General features: G+C 31.0%; 16 protein-coding genes. 9 read left to right on the top strand and 7 right to left on the bottom strand.

Going from position 1 to position 21504, the window contains the following annotated elements; genetic code table 11:
- Positions 1 to 41: 41 nt before the first annotated feature.
- The 8 genes from Q0975_RS16895 (at position 42) to Q0975_RS16860 (ending at position 12263) form a co-directional block, all read left to right on the top strand.
- Positions 42 to 3521 carry a hypothetical protein gene (locus Q0975_RS16895; RefSeq protein WP_299438792.1) on the top strand — a complete coding sequence of 1160 codons (3480 nt, stop codon included), beginning with the start codon at positions 42 to 44 and terminating at the stop codon, positions 3519 to 3521.
- 3 nt (positions 3522 to 3524) lie between these two features.
- Complete coding sequence (locus Q0975_RS16890) at positions 3525 to 7277, top strand: DUF6443 domain-containing protein (RefSeq protein ID WP_299438790.1); 3753 nt, start codon at positions 3525 to 3527, stop codon at positions 7275 to 7277.
- The gene (locus Q0975_RS16885) at positions 7246 to 7614 is read left to right on the top strand and encodes a hypothetical protein (RefSeq protein WP_299438788.1); all 369 of its coding nucleotides are present in this window, start codon (positions 7246 to 7248) and stop codon (positions 7612 to 7614) included. The genes Q0975_RS16890 and Q0975_RS16885 overlap by 32 nt, the downstream gene beginning before the upstream one ends.
- Before the next feature lie 672 nt (positions 7615 to 8286).
- A complete protein-coding gene (locus Q0975_RS16880) occupies positions 8287 to 8793 on the top strand; it encodes a hypothetical protein (RefSeq protein ID WP_299438786.1) in 507 nt (168 codons plus the stop codon).
- 218 nt (positions 8794 to 9011) lie between these two features.
- Positions 9012 to 9953, top strand: coding sequence for a hypothetical protein (locus Q0975_RS16875; RefSeq protein ID WP_299438784.1), 942 nt, complete (start codon positions 9012 to 9014; stop codon positions 9951 to 9953).
- Between the two features lie 3 nt (positions 9954 to 9956).
- Positions 9957 to 11708, top strand: coding sequence for a carbamoyltransferase (locus Q0975_RS16870; protein WP_299438783.1), 1752 nt, complete (start codon positions 9957 to 9959; stop codon positions 11706 to 11708).
- Positions 11695 to 12102: an SxtJ family membrane protein gene (locus Q0975_RS16865; RefSeq protein WP_299438781.1), complete on the top strand. Its 408-nt coding sequence runs from the start codon at positions 11695 to 11697 to the stop codon at positions 12100 to 12102. Before Q0975_RS16870 ends, Q0975_RS16865 begins: the two co-directional genes overlap by 14 nt.
- Positions 12103 to 12104: 2 nt before the next feature.
- Positions 12105 to 12263: a DUF5989 family protein gene (locus tag Q0975_RS16860; protein ID WP_256439425.1), complete on the top strand. Its 159-nt coding sequence runs from the start codon at positions 12105 to 12107 to the stop codon at positions 12261 to 12263.
- Here Q0975_RS16860 and Q0975_RS16855 read toward each other — a convergent pair.
- From Q0975_RS16855 to Q0975_RS16840, 4 genes are read right to left on the bottom strand one after another with little or no spacing between them, the layout of a single operon-like run.
- Positions 12217 to 13401 carry a hypothetical protein gene (locus Q0975_RS16855; RefSeq protein ID WP_299438779.1) on the bottom strand — a complete coding sequence of 395 codons (1185 nt, stop codon included), beginning with the start codon at positions 13399 to 13401 and terminating at the stop codon, positions 12217 to 12219. The two genes, Q0975_RS16860 and Q0975_RS16855, sit on opposite strands and share 47 nt — an antisense overlap.
- A complete protein-coding gene (locus Q0975_RS16850) occupies positions 13385 to 14059 on the bottom strand; it encodes a methyltransferase (protein ID WP_299438777.1) in 675 nt (224 codons plus the stop codon). Before Q0975_RS16850 ends, Q0975_RS16855 begins: the two co-directional genes overlap by 17 nt.
- Positions 14060 to 15583 (bottom strand): radical SAM protein, encoded by a 1524-nt coding sequence (locus Q0975_RS16845; protein ID WP_299438775.1) that lies wholly within the window; start codon positions 15581 to 15583, stop codon positions 14060 to 14062.
- Between the two features lie 2 nt (positions 15584 to 15585).
- Complete coding sequence (locus tag Q0975_RS16840) at positions 15586 to 16665, bottom strand: radical SAM protein (protein WP_299438773.1); 1080 nt, start codon at positions 16663 to 16665, stop codon at positions 15586 to 15588.
- A 179-nt stretch (positions 16666 to 16844) separates the two neighbouring features.
- Between Q0975_RS16840 and Q0975_RS16835 the strand changes: the two genes are divergently transcribed.
- A complete protein-coding gene (locus Q0975_RS16835; RefSeq protein WP_299438771.1) occupies positions 16845 to 18371 on the top strand; it encodes a hypothetical protein in 1527 nt (508 codons plus the stop codon).
- Here the strand turns inward: Q0975_RS16835 and Q0975_RS16830 are convergent.
- From Q0975_RS16830 to Q0975_RS16820, 3 genes are all read right to left on the bottom strand, one after another.
- Positions 18339 to 19517, bottom strand: a complete 1179-nt coding sequence (locus Q0975_RS16830; RefSeq protein WP_299438768.1) for a hypothetical protein — start codon at positions 19515 to 19517, stop codon at positions 18339 to 18341. The two genes, Q0975_RS16835 and Q0975_RS16830, sit on opposite strands and share 33 nt — an antisense overlap.
- Positions 19510 to 20559, bottom strand: coding sequence for a glycosyltransferase (locus Q0975_RS16825; RefSeq protein ID WP_299438766.1), 1050 nt, complete (start codon positions 20557 to 20559; stop codon positions 19510 to 19512). The genes Q0975_RS16830 and Q0975_RS16825 overlap by 8 nt, the downstream gene beginning before the upstream one ends.
- Positions 20560 to 20667: 108 nt before the next feature.
- Positions 20668 to 21504 carry an FkbM family methyltransferase gene (locus tag Q0975_RS16820; protein ID WP_299438764.1) on the bottom strand — a complete coding sequence of 279 codons (837 nt, stop codon included), beginning with the start codon at positions 21502 to 21504 and terminating at the stop codon, positions 20668 to 20670.

Below are 21504 nucleotides of genomic sequence, written 5' to 3'. Positions count from 1 at the left end.
TATTTAATAGTATAATAAAAAAGTTAATTGCTTTTAGTTGTATGATTTTTTCATTGACTGTTGCGGCACAAGAGATTCCTATTAAAGATAATATACCTCCTTCGCCAGAAGTAGCTTCTTTAGGTCAATATGTGGATACTCCTGTATCTCTTTTTACAGGTATTCCTGGTATTGGAGTCCCTCTTTGTACCATTAAACAAAAACGGTTTTCGGTTCCAATTTCGTTATCCTATCATGCAGGTGGAGTTACTTTGGATCAAATTGCCTCGCGAATAGGTTTAGGATGGTCATTAAGTGCTGGAGGAATGATTTCCAGACAAAAGAGACAACTCCCTGATGATGTTCCTTTTGGATATCTTAATACACAGCCTAATTTAACTGTTGAAGCATTAAAACAAAGATTACCTTTAGAATTTGATGAAAAAAATGAAGAACTGTTAGGATATCTTAATCAGTATAGAGATTATGAACCAGATATTTATAGTTTTAATTTTTCAGGATATTCAGGTAGTTTTTATTTTGATCAAGAAACTAGACTTCCAGTTTTTGAAGAACATAGCAACCTTAAAATTGAACCTGTTTTTTCAATACATAATGAGATCGGTTATAACATAATTACATCATTTAAAGTAATAAATGAACAAGGAATTGAATTTTACTTCGGAGATTCTCAAAATCCTGATGATCATTCTGTAGAAGTACGAGGTGGAATTGACACCGAATATATCTTCAGTTATAGGGATTACTATTTTGGTACCACGTCTACAGAACCTCAAGAAACTAAGAAACATATCGCTGCCTGGTATCTTAAACGAATTTACGACCCTCTTTCTGAAGAATCAATTGAGTTTAATTATCAGTTGAATACAGATATACGAACAATACAAAGAATTTCCGAAGAGAAAAATATTGTTCATATGTTAAGTTCAGGTGGAACAAATACTACCTGTCAGCTTCCTAAATCGAGCATAACTCATTCTTTTATAGAATCTTATTATAATGAGGTTTGGTTAAATGAAATTGTATTTGATCAAGGAAAAGTTGTATTTACCCAGTCTAGTGAAACACGTGAAGATTTAACAAAATCCAAAAAATTAGAACATATTGAATTATTTGATACTAAAGGAAAAAAAATCAAACATTATAAGCTTAATCATTTTTATACTGATAATACGGATTTAGGATTGTATAAATTTGATTTCAAAGGCTATCCATTTTATATAGGGAATAATATAACCGATGCCTTTAGAAATGCTAGAAAAAGATTGTTTTTAGAATCAATTGATCAACATAAAATAAACCCAGATAACAGTATTGATCCTAATAATTATCAACGTCATAGTTTTGATTATATTGAATCTAATAAATTACCGCATCGTTTTTCTGCAGCTCAGGATTATTGGGGGTACCATAATGGAAAACACTTCAATAAGGATCTAATTGCTACTGATATTTTTAAACATAATCAAAATGGTTTTTACAATCAAACAACCTATGAAACCGTTGGAGAAGCAGATAGAAAAGTTAATGAAGAAGCATCTCAATATGGTACTTTAAATAAAATCACCTATCCTACCGGAGGTTCTAAAACATACATTTATGAAAGTAATCGTGTGAAGAAGACTGTTAATTTAGGAACCATTGAAGAAAATGAAGATCTTGTAAGAAAAACTTACTATTTCAACGATTTACATACAGAAAATCAAGTACCTCTTGATGCTCCGGATTATTTAAAATATGAATTTGTATTTGACCTACAACAAGAACAGCAAGTGGACTTTCATGTGAATATTCCTTGTGATGCGGATGATGATGATGGAGATAGTTGTCCTTGGTGGGTTCTACTATCTAGAAATGGAAGTGTTGGGACGAATATTGCTAGAGTTTTATCTGGTCAGAGAGTACTTTCTCATAACTTAGAAGCAGGAAGCTATTCCCTAACGGCTTATAGAGGAAATCAAACTGTAGGATCACCTCCCGATTTAACTAGATATGACAATGAGCCTCTTTTTGATATTTATACACAAGTATGGGAAAATACTGATTCTTCAAACCCTAATCAATTTGAAGAAGTACTAACGGGAGGATTACGAGTTAAAGAAATACTATATGAAACCGATAGTGATCATGATATAACATCTACAAAATATGAATATAAATATTCTGATAGTAGCCCTAGTGGTCAATTAGCTTCAATACCTTATTTTAAGGGATATACAGAAGCGAGGGGCTGTTCATTAATAAATGGTGTGGGAGTTGGAACTTCTCAATTTCATCGTGAAATACACAAATATACATCTAATAGCTCTGTTGCTTTAGCAAAACCAAACGGTAGTTATACAGGATATAAGATGGTTACTGAATATCAAGGAAATAAAGAAAATGGTAAAACAGAATATAGATTTGGTATGATTACAGACCCTGCTTATTTAAAAGAATACCCATTCCCTCCTTCATATAATAACGATCCTTTACGAGGAGATCTTTTATCTAAGACCGTATATCGAAATCAAAATGGAAGTTTTATTAAAGAAGAAGAAGAAATAAATCATTATTCTATAATAACCCCCCATACTCAGGATGCTTATAAAATTGGCATCACCTATGACGAAAATATATCAGCAGGTCTAATAGGAAGAATTATTGAGGCTATTTTTAAGAAATATACTGTGACCTCTTTTTGGAATGTACTAAACAGTAGTGTTAGAATAAAATATGACCCAGAAACTAATGAATCCATGAAAGATTCTACCGTATATCGCTATAATAGTAATACACTAAATCAAACAAGAATTAGCAAATATATTAGTAGTTATTCTGATACATTTGCATATCAATCGATAAATAATTATTACCCTGATGACATAGGTAATTTAAGTTCTTCAGATATTCCTAATCAACAGCGATCTTTGATTGAAACTCTAAACAGAACCAATCAAAATCGTATTTCAGAATTGGTTTTTAGTAGAAAGATAGAATCGTTAGAGAGTACAAATACTACTCGTTTTAAAGAATATGATGGCAACAAAGTATTACCAGAATATGCTGAAATCTATAAAGAAGGATACGGAACCTATATCACTGGTAAGGTACTACAATATGACGACCATTTAAACCCAATAGAAGTTCAGGAAAAAGAAAATAGTCCGATAACATCTTATATATGGGGATATGAGGGGCAATACCCAATTGCAATGTTACACAATATAGCATATGATGATATTCCAGAAAATACAATTACTACGTTAAAAACTCTATCCGATTTAGATGATGATCGTTGTACAGAAAATACTTGCACCGAACAAGAACTAAGGGAAGCATTGAACACCTTAAGAAATGATTTTCCTAATGGAATGGTTACCACCTTTACCTATGATCCTCTAATTGGTACTACAAGCACTACAGATCCAAAAGGATATACCAGTTACTATGTGTATGACGGATATAATAGACTTCAATATATAAAAGATGTAGAAGAAAATGTGTTACAAGAATATGAGTATAATTATAAAAATCAATAAGTTATGAAAAGCTATATACAAAATATTAGTATAATCGCTTGCTTATTGATTGCAGCAATAAGTGATGCACAGAGTACCGATAAAAATTATGTTAGTACTAAAGTATATCAGATACCTCTAACAGTATCACAAACAGCTACTGCAGGAGATGACGATAAAATCCAAACGATCTCTTATTTCGACGGATTAGGAAGGGTGCTTCAGGAAAATGCAGTACATGCAGGAGGTGATAAAGAAGATATTATCACCTACCATCAATATGATCAGTATGGTAGAGAAAATATAATGTATTTACCGTTTGGTGATGCAAATAACAATGGAGCCTATGAAATAAATGCAGATTCTTATGCCCAAGAATATCATTTTGATACCCATACAGATGTAGGAAGTAGAGCACGCTTTATTACTTTTCAGAATTCGCCTTTGAATGAGGTGAAGAAGGAACGTTTACCGATGGATCGATCACAACGAACTTCATTTTCTCAAGGAGAAATTGAGTATGAAAATGGGTTTAATAGTGTAGAAGATAATATTAGATTCTATAGTGTTGATTATCATGATGAATCAGATATAGTTACTTATGGCTCCTATTTAAAAAAGCACCCAAGCTTTATAATTCCTGATAATAGACTGTATAAAAAAACTACTAAAGATGAAAACTGGGAACCTTCTTTAGGCAAAAATCATACAGTCGAAGAGTATACTAACCCTAAAGGGCAAGTAGTTCTAAAACGAGCCTATAATAATGGAGAAAACCATGATACATATTATGTATATGATGTGCATGATAATCTATCCTATGTGATTCCTCCTTTAGCAGCAGAAAAAGAAACGTTATCGCAAACCGATATTGATGATTTATGTTACCAATATCTATATGATTATAAACAGCGCTTACGAATGAAAAAGATCCCAGGAAAAGATTGGGAATATATCATATACGATAAATTAGATCGTCCCGTGCTAACACAAGACGCTAGTCTTAGGGAAGATAAGAAATGGTTATTTACTAAGTATGATGCATTTGATCGAGTGGTTTATACAGGTATACACACACACAATAATGTATTAGATCAAGTGGCCATGCAGGAAGAGGTAAATACATATACTGTGTTGAATGAAGTTTTTAACGCATCTTTGACATGGACTTCAGCAGGAACTAAGGTGCAATACTCTAATACAGTATTTCCAACGACTAATGTGGAGATCTTAACGATAAATTATTATGACCGATATGATGTTATAGAAAACCCAAACATTGCCAATAAACAGTACCCATTGGTTCAAGACCAAATTACTACAGAACCTGTTAAAGGGCTAAGTACCTACAGTAAAGTAAAAGTACTGAATCAGAATGTATGGATTGAGACCAAAACCTTATATGATACTAAAGGACGTGTGATTGGAGTAGCGACGAATAATCCATATCTAAATACAATTGATATAATAGAAAATAAACTGGATTTTACAGGGAAATCAATAAAAACCCGAACTTATCATCAAAAAGATGATCAAACGCCTATTGTTACTATAGATGAGTTTACCTATGATCACGTGGCTAGATTAGCTACGCATCATCAGCGAATTGGTGATCATACCCTACCATTATCATCTGCAGAAGAAGATGAAATCATAATCTATGAGACGCCTGAGAACAATTCAGCTTTATTAGCAAACAATAATATTATATTAAAGCCAGGTGTTCATATTATTGCTAGTAGTACCAATACATTTAGTGCTTCTATTGCAGAAGGTGCATCGAACTCAGAATTGATTGCTAGTAATCAATATAATGGTATAGGACAATTGGAGCAGAAAAAAGTCGGTAACACAGAAAGCCAACCACTACAGACAGTTGATTATCGTTATAATATCCAAGGATGGTTAAGTGGTATTAATAACCACAGTATTAGAGAAGAAGATAACTTCAGGGATATAAGTACCGTTACTTTAGGAACAGGGGATTTGTTTGGAATGCAGATTAATTATAGCCGATCAACAACGGATGCGACTCCACTTTATAATGGTAATATAAGCCAAATTCACTGGAAAACCGCATCTGTAGATAATTCACAAAAAACCTATAAGTATCAATATGATGCTTTAAACAGAATAACGAAAGCTACTGATAATACAAATAAGTATAATCTAGAGGCTGTATCCTATGATCAAAATGGTAATATATTAGCGTTGGAACGAAAAGGACCTATTGATATAAACACTGCAAGTTTTGGAGTGATGGATGATTTAGCTTATGATTATCAAAAAGGTAATCAATTAGCCTATGTCTCAGATACTAGTGGTGTAGCAGAAGGGTTTACCGATGGAAATACCAGTGGTAATGATTATCTTTATGATGTTAATGGAAATATGACTGTGGATAAAAATAAAGATATAAGCTTGATAACATATAATCACTTAAACTTACCAGAAAGTATTGAGTTTATTTCTCGTGTACCTGGAGCAGAAAAACGAATTGATTATGCGTATGATGCTACAGGAGTGAAATTACGAAAAGTGGTAACAAATTATCCTGCGGTAAATACCACGGAATATGCAGGGAATTATATCTATGAAAGTAATTATAGTTTAGGACTCCCTCTAGGGCCTAATAATAGTGATGATAAAGTCTTGCAATTCTTTAACCACCCTGAAGGATATATTGAACCTAATGGATCAGGTGGTTTTGATTATATTTACCAATACAAAGATCACCTTGGTAACATCAGGCTCTCCTACTCAGACAAGAATAACGATGGTGATATTGATCTAATCTCAGGCTCTGCTGAGAATGAAATTGTAGAAGAAAAGAATTACTATCCATTTGGACTACAACACAAAGGGTACAACAGCACCATTACTAGTAGGGAACATAACTACAGTATTGGAGGAAAAGAAGAGCAGAATGAGTTAGGCTTAAACTGGCATGATTTCGGTGCTAGGAACTACGATGCTGCATTAGGTAGATGGATGAATATTGATCCTTTGGCTGAACAATATAATTCTTTAAGTCCTTATAATTATGTTGCTAACAATCCTATTTTTTATATTGATCCTGATGGACAGAGGATTATTTTTGGTTTTCAAACTGATCGAGACGGAAATAGAATTGGTGAACAATCAGTGCAGAATAATATAAATTCTGGTCTTGGTTTTGACAATGTCGCACAAATTGATAAAAATGGAAATCTTACCCTTAATTTGACAAAAGAGCAAAGAGCTGAGATAAGTAAAGACAAAGGAAAGGCAGCATTTTTAGCAGTTTTAGACGAAGGGATCAATGCAGTTGATGCCAAAGGAAATAGTGCAGATGTGAATATTAATATTGTGGAAAACAATGTAGATATTGTAGTAGGAGGTGCTGACAGTAAGCGTATTGACATAGGAGATATAAGTAATGTTACAAATGGAGAAGCTGTAACCCAACAGTCGTTATTTGCTCATGAGATTAAAGAGCAGTTTGAAATACAAGTTGGAACTGATGGAAAGCCTGTTAATAAGCATATAGCACACGAACGAGGAGAAGGTGTTGAAAAAAGTATCACAGGTTTTGAAAGAGTTGGTATGGAAAGAAATACTTCGTTACAAATAATACCTAAATCACAAAAAAGAGGTCTTAGAGGTTCCCGTATAGGAAATCCATATAAAACAGCACGTACAGGAACAACAACTTTTATTTATAACAATGGAAACAAAACAGTTAGGGCAACAATGCATATTCAAAATGGAAATGTTACAAATATTGATCAAAGGTAATCTTATAGTAATAGTATTTTTGTTATTTACATCTTGCTCTATTACTAAGACAAAATATGATTCTATTGACAAGAAAGCCTGTATAGAATATGAAAGACAGCTTGAGTTTATTGAAAATTATAATTTTTATCTGATAAAAGTGAAAGATGAAGATCTTGTTAAAGCAAGAAATTTTTTCGAAAAACTAACTGGACATAAATCTGAAGCAGACATACAGTTTGATGGTCAACTTCCACCTACTGTACAAGATTATCATAATTGGACGGCTTGGTATTCCATAAATCATAAAAAATTAAGGTATAATAAGAAAACCAAAAATGTATATCTAATAAATTAAATAATAAAAGAAAGCCACCTTCCGGGTGGTTTTTTTATGTCAATTGCTTTTGGATATCCTAGCTCCTCGAAGAGTTAATAAATCCTGCTCTTCGAAGTGTTTCGCTCTGCGAACGTCTGTGACTTCGCAGCAACACGTTAAAGAGTGGTTAATTTTTATGGAAGTTTACAACAATTGCTGCACACTGTGCAAAAGAGATTGGTCAAAAAAACATGTTTAGTAATTGCAAATTACTATCAAAAAAGTAACAAAAAATGTAAATTGTAATAACTACGAAGTTTCAAACTTCTTAGAGCGAGGATAATTAGCTTTCCATAAACACCTGTATGTTCCATACAAATAAGAGTGTCTGATAGTTGGATATTTTGGTTTTTAAGTAACCTTAGAAAAGCACTAATTCCTTTGTTGGTATTATCAAAGACATAAGAATTAGGCTTATTGAAATTGCTAATAATAGCTACATCAAATGTTAATTTTGAAATACCTGCTCTCCGAAGAGTGATGCTCTGCGATAGTTTGCAACTTCGCAGCATTCTGAGTAAGCGGTTAGAGTAAAAAAATAAACGTTAAGAACCCTAGGCTGGCTCGTGCCGATCATGAGTAATAATATAAAGATAATAACCAGCTACAGCAATGTAGCTGGTTTTTTGTATTTTGGATAAAACTTTTATCATGCGTCTCTTCTTTTTTCTTTTGTTATTATCCTTAAGTCCCAATATAATAGGACAAATCAATGTAGCAGAAATTCAAAAAAATATTGATCAAACCGTTTGGGAACCCTTTCAGAAAGCATATGAAGCGCTAGATGGAGAGTCATTAAATGCGATATATGCAGATGAGGTATTACGTGTGACACCAGAAGGAATTGATACTAAGAATGAGTTTAAGGATAAGAACCTGAAGCGTCTTAAAACTTCAAAAGAAAGCAAAACACAGATAAAACTTGATTTTTGGTTTGATAGCAGGCATACTAATGAAGATACTTCTTATGAAGTAGGTTTTTATAAAATCGGTATTACGATAAATAATGAAACTCAATATATATATGGTCAATTTCATATTGTATTAAAAAAAATCAAAGGTATCTGGAAAATCACACAAGATTGGGATACTACTACAATCAATGGGAAAGTAATTGAGGCAGAGGATTTTAGTAAAAAGGAACCATTAATGTTTTAATTTATTAGAAACGCTATAATAAACTAACCCTATAAAAAAATCAAAACTCATTGTTCTTTTAGTTTCAAACTATTTAATAACCCTTGAAAAAAATAACTAGTTAAGTTAGTAGCTTGATTTATTATTTATAAATAGTAAGTTTACTGTTAGTTAACCGACAAAAATTTCTATACGTGAAGAAACTGTTTCGATTCTTATTTCAGACAATTATAATTTTCATGATAGTTGTTTTACTTTTTGAATTGTCCTACAGGTTTTCGATTATTGATTTTTATAAAGGCGAGTTTGAAGCACTAAATGAGACTAAGGATATAGAGTCTAAGGATGTGGATTATTTAGTATTTGGAGACTCTTTTTCTGCAGCAGGAAATAATTATGTGGATTATTTAAGACAATCAAAAGATAAAACTTTCATTAATTCTAGTATACCTGGCATCGGAATCAAACAAGTGAATACTTTTATACATCGTAGGTTAAAAAAGTATACTCCTAAAAATATTATATATCAGGTATATGTAGGTAATGATCTTACAGATGTGAATCATTTAACGAATTATAAAAAAATATCCTTCGCAAGAAACGTGTACTGGGATATGTCTGATATTATTTTAAGTAGTTCCTATATTAATGCTAGGTTAGGAGGCTTTAAATCAGTAAAAAGAAAAACAGGTTTTAATATTTTGAAAGAATCCTTTAGTATTGATAATTACAATCCAAGAAGTAAATTATATTTTAAATCTGATCCAGAATATTTATATAAATCGGTAGTGATTGAAGGAGATTTCAAAAATAGATACGCAATCTGGATTAGAGAAGTAGAAAAATTTATAACAGAAATTCCGCTTGATACTAATGTTTATATCGTTTTTATTCCCCACTGTGCACAGTTAAATTCATTTTACTACAATAATCTTAAACAAATAGGAGCAACTTTTTTAGAAGAAGATGAATTTAATAGAACATATTATGGTTTTTTTAAAAAAGCTTCCTTAGATTTAAAGTCGTATAAAAATGTTTCTTTAGTTAATCCATTAGAAAAATTAAGGGAGTCGGATTCATTACATTATCGTTTATATTATGAAAATGATCCTCATTTAAATGATTTGGGACAGAAAGTTTTAGGTAATTATTTAAAAAAACAATTATTATTAAATAAATAGTTTGTGAGTTTTGTATTAGGAATTTCTGCGTTTTATCATGATTCAGCGGCTTGCATACTAAAAGATGGTAAAATAGTTGCTGCCGCTCAAGAAGAACGATTTACCAGAAAAAAACATGACCCTTCTTTTCCTAAACAAGCCATTGAGTTTTGTCTGAGGGAAGCTGGAATAGGAATAAAAGAACTATCATTAGTTGTTTTTTATGAAAAACCCTTTCTAAAATTTGATAGAATCATTAATTCAATTCAGGAGCAGGCTCCTTTCGGTTTTTCTTTTTTTAAAAAATCTATTAAATCCTGGACAAAAACTAAATTATGGATTCTTGCGATTATTAAAAAAGAATTGCAATATTCTGGTAAAATGTTGTTTTCAGAACACCACGAAGCACATGCTGCCGGTACTTTCTTTTCTTCTCCTTATACAGAAAGTGTTATTGTCACTATAGATGGAGTAGGAGAAAAAGCCTGTACCACCATAGGAATTGGAAGAAATAATACAGTAAAAATTATAAAGGAGCAACATTATCCACATTCCTTCGGGCTTTTATATAGTGCTTTTACTCAATATTGCGGTTTTAAGGTGAATTCTGGAGAATATAAATTAATGGGGTTAGCTCCATATGGTAAACCTGTATACACAGATTTGATTTTAGATCATTTTGTGACTATTTCTGATATGGGAGAGGTTATTTTGAATTTAAAATATTTTTCCTTTGATAAAGGAGAATCTACCATAAATAATAACTTTTGTGATGTATTAGGGCAAACAGCTAGAAAACCTGATGGCGAAATGACTTCCTTTTATTGTGATGTAGCAAGTTCCATACAAGCCATTACAGAAGACTTTTTGCAAACTATAACTACCTATGCTCAAAAGATAACTGGAATGGAAAATTTATGCCTTTCTGGTGGTGTAGCATTGAATTGTAAAGCTAATGGTGAATTAATCAAGAATAGTATTTATAAAGATGTATGGGTGCAACCTGCTTCAGGTGATAGTGGGGGAGCAATAGGAGCTGCTTTTGTTGGATGGTATCATTACCTGAAGCGTGAAAGAAGTTATATCGATAATACATTAACTGAACAGGCGTATCTGGGAATAAGTTATAGTAAAGAAAATATAGAAGCTACTTTGCAAGAGCATCAGATTGATTATACGTTATCTAATGATAAAGAACTTTGTGATGAAGTTTCAAATGAACTTAAGAATAAAAAGATAATAGGGTGGTTTCAAGGTAAAATGGAGTTTGGACCAAGAGCATTGGGGAATCGAAGTATCCTGGCAAGTCCTTTATATGAAGATATGAAAACACACGTGAATATGCGTATCAAAAAAAGAGAAGGATTTAGACCTTTTGCTCCTATTGTTTTAGAGGAAAAAGCAAAGGATTGGTTTTCTCATATTCAATCTTCTAAATATATGCTTTTTACATATAGAAGTAATAAGAAAGATAAAATACCATCTTGTATTCATGAAGATGGTACAGCCAGAGTACAAACACTATGTAAAGAAGAGAATCCATTACTACATCAAGTACTTTCATCTTTTGAACAGAAAACTTCTTGCCCAGTATTGATTAATACATCGTTTAATGTGCGAGGAGAACCAATAGTGGCTTCGCCATTAGATGCGTTGAAGTGCTTTTTTCAGACAGAAATGGATATATTAGTATTGGGTAATTACATAATACAGAAAGAAAAAAACAAGAATGTAAGCGAAACCCTTTCTAAACAAGTGGAGTATGAGTTGGATTAAAGATACTTTAGAAACAGTTCATCAGAATAGTAATGCTAAAAGAAAACAAAGACAATTTGGAGGGTTGATCATTGCTTTTTTATTATTACTTTTTTTTGTGTCTGTTTATAAAGAAGGATTGATATTAAATTCTAAACAGTTATATACAGCAATAGGATCTGTTATTTTACTAATAGTTGTATTTTTAATTCCAGTAGTATTTTATCCTTTCCTATTTATCTGGTTATTTATAGGGAATATTTTGGGAGAGATCAGTTCTTTTATTATTTTAGGTATTGTATATTATCTGCTTTTAAGTCCGATTACCTTACTTCTAAAAATCACAAATAAGAAGAAAGTGATTACAGGATGGGTCGATAAAAAAGAAAGTATTGATTATGAAAAACTGTATTAAAAATGAATAAGTCCGGGATATTTTTAGAGTTTCTAAAGTTTTTAATGCATCAAAAAAAGTATTGGTTAATACCAATTATTATAGTATTGGTGCTATTAGGGGCACTATTGGTATTTACTGAAAACTCTGTAGTGTCTCCGTTTGTATATTCGTTGTTTTAGATTCATTACCCTTTGCTATTGAAGGTGTAATATAACTAAATATTTTTTTTGCAATACTATCATTCCCTCTTTCTGCTATGTGACAAAAATCCGTATAAATTGTATTAGTATCTTCAATAAAAATGGAACTGATATCTGTAAAAGTAGAATCTTTTCTTAATTCTGTCTGTTTCAGAATATCTCTATAAGTGTTAATGTATAATGACCTGAAATGACTATTATCTTTAGCCATAATTTTTTCGGGTTTTGTCAAAGGTTTATCTAAGAATATCATTGGTTGAAGAAAATTATATACCTTGAAATTATACTGTTTGCCTAGAGCTTTTGTAATTTCAAAAGATCGAATATGTTGCAGAGCAATCTGTGTAGATAAATTTTCTGGATCTGAAACCTGCATAGGTTTTGTTTTAAATACTTTTTTTTGCAAGTAGGTTACTAATCTTTTTATATTACTTGATGAATAAAGCATACTTATTTTTCTACCATAATAATTAGATATTCTAAATTCTTTTCGACGATTAAAAGAACTAGCCGGAAGATCAGCTTCATTGTTTTCAAATGCGGATATTACTTCATTAACTCCATCATAAAAAATGACCAGATCCGGAATGTTATTTTTAAGAATTTCTCTCTGAAGTTGAATGTTTTCTATACTCCTGGTGTATCCGTGGCATCCGAAATTTGTGATTTCGATATTTTTTTTAGGAAAATTTTGATGAATATAATGCGACAGTCGAGACGGAATAGTGTGTTGTTCTCTGGTTCCTGTTCCGAACAAGGTCGATCCTCCAAAACAAAAAACTTTAAACGCACTTGCTCTATTTTTCTGGTTAAAATTTACCGTTTTTCGAATACCATTGGCATTAATATGATGATACTTTTCGTCAAATTCCTTCAATTTATAATAAATATAAGGAGCCCATTCTGTATCCAGGCGATGTAATTCATCATACATTTCCTTAATAATTTCAGGGTCTATATCTTGATACGCTCCAGAAGCTATTTTAAAATCTACATTTTTATGAAAGCGATTTTCATCATTGTATTGAAATAAAAAATGCAGAAAAATTTCTAATATAAAAAAGAGTATTACTGTGTTTCGGATACTAATCGTAAAAATTTTAATCCACTTTTTCATTTATTAATATTTTAAAAATGTAATTTTTTTCAGAGATTACCTTTTTCTCTAAAATACACTGTAGTAAAAGATTGTTTTTATGAGCAATATCATTAATCTTTTTGATTTGACAATCTTCTGATAGAATCATCAAGATGTTGTTTGAGGGATTTACGTATTTTGAGAGTTGTAAAAAAAGCCTCTCAAAGTATTCAAAGTTTTCACCACAGAACCAAGCCTGTTCTTTTATATTCTTTGGTTGATTTGGATAATATGGTGGGTTAATAATAATATAATCAAAATGCAGTGTTGAAATATCAGTAAATAAATCAGAATAAATGGTAATAATTGGCAATTGATTTTTTTCTGAGGCTTTGGTAAGTGCTTTTAAGGCAATAGTGTTAATATCAGAAGCAGTAACAATTGCACCTTTAGAAGCAGTAAATAGTGAAATGATGCCTGATCCACACCCAAGTTCTAATAAAGATTTTTCCTTTAGATCGATCGTTTTAAGGTACTCCAACAAAATTTTGGTACTTATTGTTAGATGAGGAGGAAAAACACTGGGTTCAACCAACACTTCTATACCTTCGTATCTATATATTCTTGGTTTAGCATAATATCTATCAGCACCTAGTTTTAGAAAAGGATGTAGTATCTTTTTAATTAGATGTCTCATTTATTCTGAATAAAACCCTTGAATTTCCGGTTGACGATATTTCCAGATTTTATGTAATACCTTAATTTCATAAGGAAATTGATACCATCCATATTTAAACCGATATCCAGAAACCAGTTTTAACAGCTGTTTTTTATACCCCTTTATTCTAAAATCTGATACGGTAGGATAATAGCCATTTAAAACAGTTTCAAAATTTTTAATCTTATCAATCATATAGGGTTTTAGCCAAGGTGTTAAAGGGTTTTTTCTCAAATCAAATTTTTCCCAACTTGGATCAATCCATTCTTCCAGATTTTGAGGAAATGAAAATCCTGCATCAATAATTTGTTGATATAGCTCAGAACCTTCCATCGGAACTGGGCTGTATAGGTAGATAATGATTTCTGCATTAGGATTGATCTTTTTAATCTTTTTAATAAAATTAATATCCCATAAAATCTGATCATACACCTTTTTCTCTGAGTCAGCAGGAAGTCCAAGTACAAAAGAGAGTTCAGGTATAATATCTACTTTTTTCATTCGTGCTACAAACTCTTCAATCATTTTACCTGTCTGAGTACCACCTTTATTCATCTGTTTAAGTACTTCGTCATTTCCGGTTTCTGCTCCTAAAAAAAACATAACGCATCCAGCTTCTCTCATAAGTCTGAGGTCTTCATCATTATATTGATTGATGGTGTCAATTCTTCCTTCTCCCCACCATTGGATACCATCATCTTTTACTAATTCTGCAAATTCTAAAACACGTTTCTTAGAAGTAAAAAAGTTATTATCATGAAATTCGATAGCATCAATTCCATATTCATCTATAAAATATTTTATATCCTGATACACTGTTTTGGCAGATTTAGCTTTCCATCTGGCATTGTAGATTGGGACAACAGCACAGAAAGAACAAGTAAACGGACAACCCATACTAGAATGATAGGCTAATGTTTTATTACCTAAAAAGGTTTTGGCTAGATAATTGTCTAATCCATAAAAAGAATTTAGATAGTCATACGGTAATGGGGGTAAACTATCTTGATCTAGTAATGCTTCTTTAGCAGTTTGTATGATCTTTTGTTCTTTATTACGGTAGATAAGGTTCTTAATTTTGGATAAATGATCTAAATCGTGTTTTTCTATAGTATCTAAAAGTTCAGGAAAAGTATTGTCTCCAGGACCATTAACAATGTAATCCACATATCCAGATGTAATAGAGACTTTATATTGATTAGAAGCGAAATAACCTCCCCAGATCACAATACTATCAGGGTGTTTTTCTTTAATTTTTTTTGAAATGGGAATGGCTTGTTTTAGTTGCGGTCCTGGCATTACTGTCGAACAGAAGTATTTAAACTCACCGGTTTTAAAATAAGAGTTTATCGTTTCCCAGGGATCATCCTCTAAATTTCCATCTACAAAAACGTAGTTATATTTTCCATGGATTGAAGCTCCTACTTGCAGAATAGTATTTGGGATGCGATGTTTAGCATCGGCACTTCTGGGATTGAATATGATGATTTTGTTTTTTTGCATAATTAAAAAGCACTACAACAGCGACTGCAAGCGGGTAATAACCCACCATTGGTTATTAAATCAGATCTAAATTTCTTTAAAACACTGGAGTTCCATATTTCTTTTAAAGAACTCTCGTTTAAGTTACCTAAGGTTAAATTGTAACATCTTCCGTGAGCAGGAATTACACTTCCATCCGATTTAATCATAATATTAGAAAACACATCATTACACATTTTTCCAATTATTTTTTCGGGCTGATGATAGAATTCCTCAAGCTTTTCTTTTGAAGTGATTTCTGGAGAGAATGTCACAGGAAATCTATAATTATTGTTTTTTATAGCTATAATTTCTTCAAAAAGTAATCCTAAGTCAAAATTATCAACATTTACTTCTTCTACATTAGAGGCAGTAGCCGGATAAATGTTTGCCCACAATTCGTTATGACCATCAGCGATACGTTGTGGAGTAAAATTAGTGTGCATAAACCCCAGTTGTTGTAAAGGATAATCTTTAAAATAATCGGCTAAAGTTTTTAAGTGACCAATGTTCCATTCAGTGATTACACAAAAGATAGAAATGGGTAGTTCTGGATTTAAACTTAGGATCTCTTCAATACCTTCAATAGCTTTTTGAAAAGATTTTTTATGCCCTCTAATCTCATTATGAATATCTTGTGGGCCATCCAGTGATATGAACAAATTACCAAGACCTGATTCCACTAATTTCTTTGCTTTTTGTTTTAATGTTAAAGCATTTGTGGTAATTGACGTTTTTATGTTTTTATTTTTGGCATATAGTAAAGAAGCTTCTAGGTGTGGATAAACCAAAGGTTCTGTAAAAGCATATCCCAACTTAGAATTGGGATAATATGTTGCCATATGATCTATGGTTTTTTGGATTAACTCTAATGGCATATTAATAGGGTGTGTTCCAATCAAGTTTTGTGCAAAATTAGTTTCCAAGGTCTTGGTTCCCACATCACACATTTTACAATGTAGATTGCATACATTGTTAACTCCAAGAACAATCCATTCAGGAGAAAATAAATAGTTTTTTGGCAGGTATTTTTTATTAATTTTTTTTAATGTTCTTAATTGCATGTTACCTAAAAGTTATACTCAATCTAAAACGGCGAAAAGAAGAATTCATCGGTTTGGTTGTATTCTAGCATTAATAATTTACATTTCATGTTTTTCTCAAGAAAGTATGACAAAATACATTCTCACTCTAAAAGTAATTTATTTTTTTCATATTTGTTAGTAATTAGATGAAGTCTTACATGAATAAACAAAACCAATCGATATTATTTTATACTTTTCTAGTAATTGGCGTATTCATTAGGATCTATATCATTGCACAGCCTTCAGAAATAATTTTGGATAGATGGGGGTCGGATGATATGTTTTATTATTCTCAGATTGCCGGTCATTTTCTTGATAAAGGTTTTTTAACTTTTGATGGAATTAATCCAGGAACAGGAGTACAACCACTTTTTTTTTTAGTACTTGTTCCGTTTGGTAAGTTACTCCTTAATGATTTTGAAAATTCTATTAGGATATTATTAATCGTTATAACATTTTTCAATGTTATAACAGCCTTCTTTATGAGGTCTGTATTATCAATGTTTAGCAATAATTCTTTGTTCGGGACTATTAGTGCATCCTTATTTATTGTTCATCCAAAAATACTTAGTGTTTGTTTTCAGGGTACCGAAGGTGGTCTATCCATGATGGTATTTGTACTATTGATTTTTGTCTGGTATCGTTTTTTTATCGAAAAAAAGAAAATAATTGTTAGTAGTCTTTTTTTTGCGGTATGTATTTTAGTAAGGTTAGATTTTTCTCTACTTATTTTTGGATTATCTCTTATATCTCTTATTAGAAAGGAAGTGTCAATTAGACAGCTATTTCAAGCTTCAATACTTCCTGTTGTATTCTTAGGTGGTTGGCTTGTATTTTTATATACCCAATCGTTTAGCTTTTTCCCCGATTCTGGAGCTGCAAAAAAGTTGCATTCAGCATTTATTTTTGAAGAACAGCTTGGGAATCAAACTATAAAAAAGTCTTTTGTCATCGTAGAGAATTTAATTAAAATCTGCACTTTACCATTTAGGGCTGAAAAACAAATCTCTATAACGACTTTTTTATTATTGGTTATTGGGTTTTATAGTATGTTTAAAAATAAACAAATGAGTAGAAATAAATTATTTACTGGGATTTTTCTACCTTTTTTAGCCGCTTCTATTTTTTATACAATCGTGTTAATCGCTTTGCTAGTTTATTTTAGGGAATGGTATGGAGTATCTCTCTTTATATTGTTTATTATAAGTATTACTTTTTTAGTTATTGAAGGGATGAAACAATTAAAAATGGCGAAATATACATTTCTTATTTTGTTTTTACTTACTATTTGCTGGTGGATTGAAGCAAACCATTATCCACGTAACTATTTGCATAGAGAACAATATCAGGTTTTAGATTGGACTTTAGAAAATATCCCTCCTGGAACGCGTATAGGTGCATTTAACTCTGGTTTTTATGGAAGTTATTTGGGAGATAAGTATACTGTTATAAATTTAGATGGTTTGGTTAATCATGCTGCATTAGAAAGTTTAAAGAATAAGACATTGTATCAGTATGTCAGCGAAGAAAAAATAGAGGTTATAATCGATTTCACCGGAAGTATTCAATTTTATTCAAATTTAGGAGGGATGAATTTAATGGATAATTTAAAAACGTTAAAAGAGTATAACCTTGATCAGTCTGAATCCAATTTACTGGGGATCTATAGTGTTAGAAGAAGGTGAGTGTTTCTCGATCTTCTTAGCTATTAGTTTGTATAACACTAAAATTATCAACTGAGTACAACAGATTCCTATAAAAACACCTTGGATTTCATATTTACGAATAAACAATATTATTGTTGTAAAATTAATAATTGCTCCAATAAATCCCATCAAGATGACTTTTTTTTCTTTATGTTGTTTGTAAAGTTGCATAATATTTATAGTATAAAAATAAGCTGGTAGTGCACTTAATCCTCCTAATAAGTAGATATTATACGAAATATTTAAATTGACAATTTTTTCTAAAACTATCCAAATACAAAAGGTTCCTACTAATACAATTGGTGTGGCAATCAAAGATATTTTTTTCTTTATTTTCAAAAGAACTTTGTTTGATACCCTAAATATATGCTTTGTAAAAGGAGTGATAAGAAATGCAGATATGGCTTGAAGCATCAGGAATGCTGTGATCAATAATTGATATTCTGATAATTGTTCTTTAGGTAAGTAAAAACTTACTATATAAATATCTATTTTGGATTGTAACCAACCACTAAAACCTATTAAAAAAAATGGAAATCCATCCCTGATTTCATCAAAAGATATTTGGAGATTAAACTTTTGCTTAAATAATTCTAAAGCAAAAACTAGATACGTAGTTTTAAAAAAGAAAGCCAGACAATAAAGTTGTAAAAATGAAACCAGATTAAAACTATCATAATATAAAACACCACCTATGATAGTAAGAAAACCTAGGATTTCGGAAAGTAATTGTGCACCAAATTTTTGACGATATATAACTAAGCTATCTAAGCTTGTATATCCATAAATTAGAACAACAAGAACTATAGTATATAAAGCTGTATTAGGAGGGAAAAATATGAATAGTAATAAGGAAGCTGTTAGTAAAATGCTTCTGCTTAATAAATTAGAGTAAAATATAGCATAAATTTTAGAAGGAGTTTTTGAGTATTTTCTAATGAGATAATCCCTGTTTCCCCAATTAACTATAAAAGCAATAAAAAACACCCATATCATGCAGTTTATTAAAATTCCCCAATCCGATTTTCCATAATATTTTACTCCTATGACGGCAATTAGAAAATTGAATATGGGGCTAGAAAACCCTTTTAACGTATTTATACCAATAGTTAGTAACTTATGCATTATACAATTTTAGATATGAAGCAATAGTTTCCTCTGGTGGGTGAAGTAGTACGCGTTGTTTTTTGGTTTTAGGATGAGCTAATATATGATTGCATTGTGAGATCATTTCGGATTTATCTTTGCAGATTTTCCATTCTTTAATGTTAGTTGCTGTTCCTACATCAAACGATACAACCTTCATTCCTGAATATAATGCTTCAGAAAACACATACCCAAAAGATTCATATGTGCTAGTATGAAGTAAAATATGGGACTGCGACATTTTTTTTAAAACTTCCTGTCTAGATAATTTACCAATTAATTTAATAGTTTGATCAAGTTTTTTTTGCTGAATGACAGCCAGAAGTTCTTGTTGTAATTTACCTTCTCCTATAATTTCTACTTTAAGTTTTGGATAATCTTTGACTAAGAAACTAATTATGTTTATAAATGTGAAGTAATTCTTTATTGTATTTAGAGATCCTACACCTATTATATTGATTTTATTTTCTAATAATTCTGGGAAAGAATTAACGTCTAATGACCATGGGATTATTTGGGAATCTAGATTGTGATTTTTATAGAGTTCTTTTTGATGATTAATAGAGAGCGTAATAATTTTTGCTTTTGATTTTAAAAGGGATTTGTTATATCGATTATTAGCAATCGTATCTTGTCCCATTACAGTTACAATATGGGAGATGTTATGTTTATTAGAGAATTTTTTACCAATAAAGGAACATTCTCCAATCCAAAGACTATGTATTGTACTTATTGGGTGCTTTTTATGAATTTTTTTAAGTGTTTTCAGAGCGCTCTTCCATATCCACAATTTCTTAAAACGATTATTTTTACCATTTAAAGGAACTATTTCAATACCATTCCAAGTATAATTTTTTCTTGTAAAAGGAAATTGAAAAGCTACTAATGTAAGTTTAGCTTCGGGAACCGTAATTAGAAGGTTTTTTAAATATACCTGAAGGGCGGGAATTGTATTAGAATCTTCTTCGGAGATTGCAAATCCAGGTGTTAAAAAAACAATATGTAATTTTTCTACATTCAATTATGAGTAAATATCTTTTTTTAAATTAAGTATTCTTAGCTATACTTCAATTGCGTTCGCGATGACATTTTTTGACTAACTCTTATTTGCAAATGATCATAATGATTATCAGCTATTCCAAGCTGTATTGGTAAATATTAAATCGTTTTGTTTAATAAATCTTAATTGTTGCTTTAAAATATTTTTGGAGACTAGTTTCCCTTTCGTGGTATAAATGTATTTATAAACAAATAGATCATTGTATATTTTTTTAATATTATTTTCTATTTTCTTTTTAAAGAACGATAAACCGGTAATCTTTTCTATTTTCAGAAAGACTTTAGTCAAAAATCGAGAAGATACATATTGATGATAAATATGTTCATTCAAAAAACCATAATGAAACGAAACATATAAAGTAGGATAGTTTATTTTTTTCAGCGCACTTCCTATAGTTGGTAAAATACTAAATTCTGCACCTTCAACATCCATTTTGATAAAATCAATTTGTGTAATTCGTTCTTGTTCTATGAAGTTTAGCAAGGGAACTGTTGTCAATTGTAAAGAATTTTCAGTATCTCTTTTTCGATTCATAATACTACTCGACGATCCCCCATATGACAACCTTGCCGATAAAGTCGCTATTTCTTTCACTCCAGAAATTGCTATCGGATGTGCGGAAATTTTATTCTTCATTGTTGGATTTAATGCTATGTTTTTTTGTAATTCTTTAAAACACACGGGATCGGGATCAAGTGCGTATACTTTTTTAGCTTTACGTGTGGTATATAAACTTAAAACACCACTCCAAGCACCAATGTCTAATACGACTCCGTTTTTTGGGACAAAAAAATCGAAAATATCAAATGAATGAACTTCCCAATTCTCTTTGTTTATGTGCTCCCACATTAATTTATTTTGTCCTGGATCGATTTCGAAACTATAATTTCTAAGCGTTATATTCAT

The sequence above is a fragment of the uncultured Aquimarina sp. genome, assembly GCF_947500065.1.
GTDB lineage: Bacteria > Bacteroidota > Bacteroidia > Flavobacteriales > Flavobacteriaceae > Aquimarina.
Note: the sequence above shows the minus strand (reverse complement) of the source record. Positions and strands in the feature narration are given on the sequence as shown.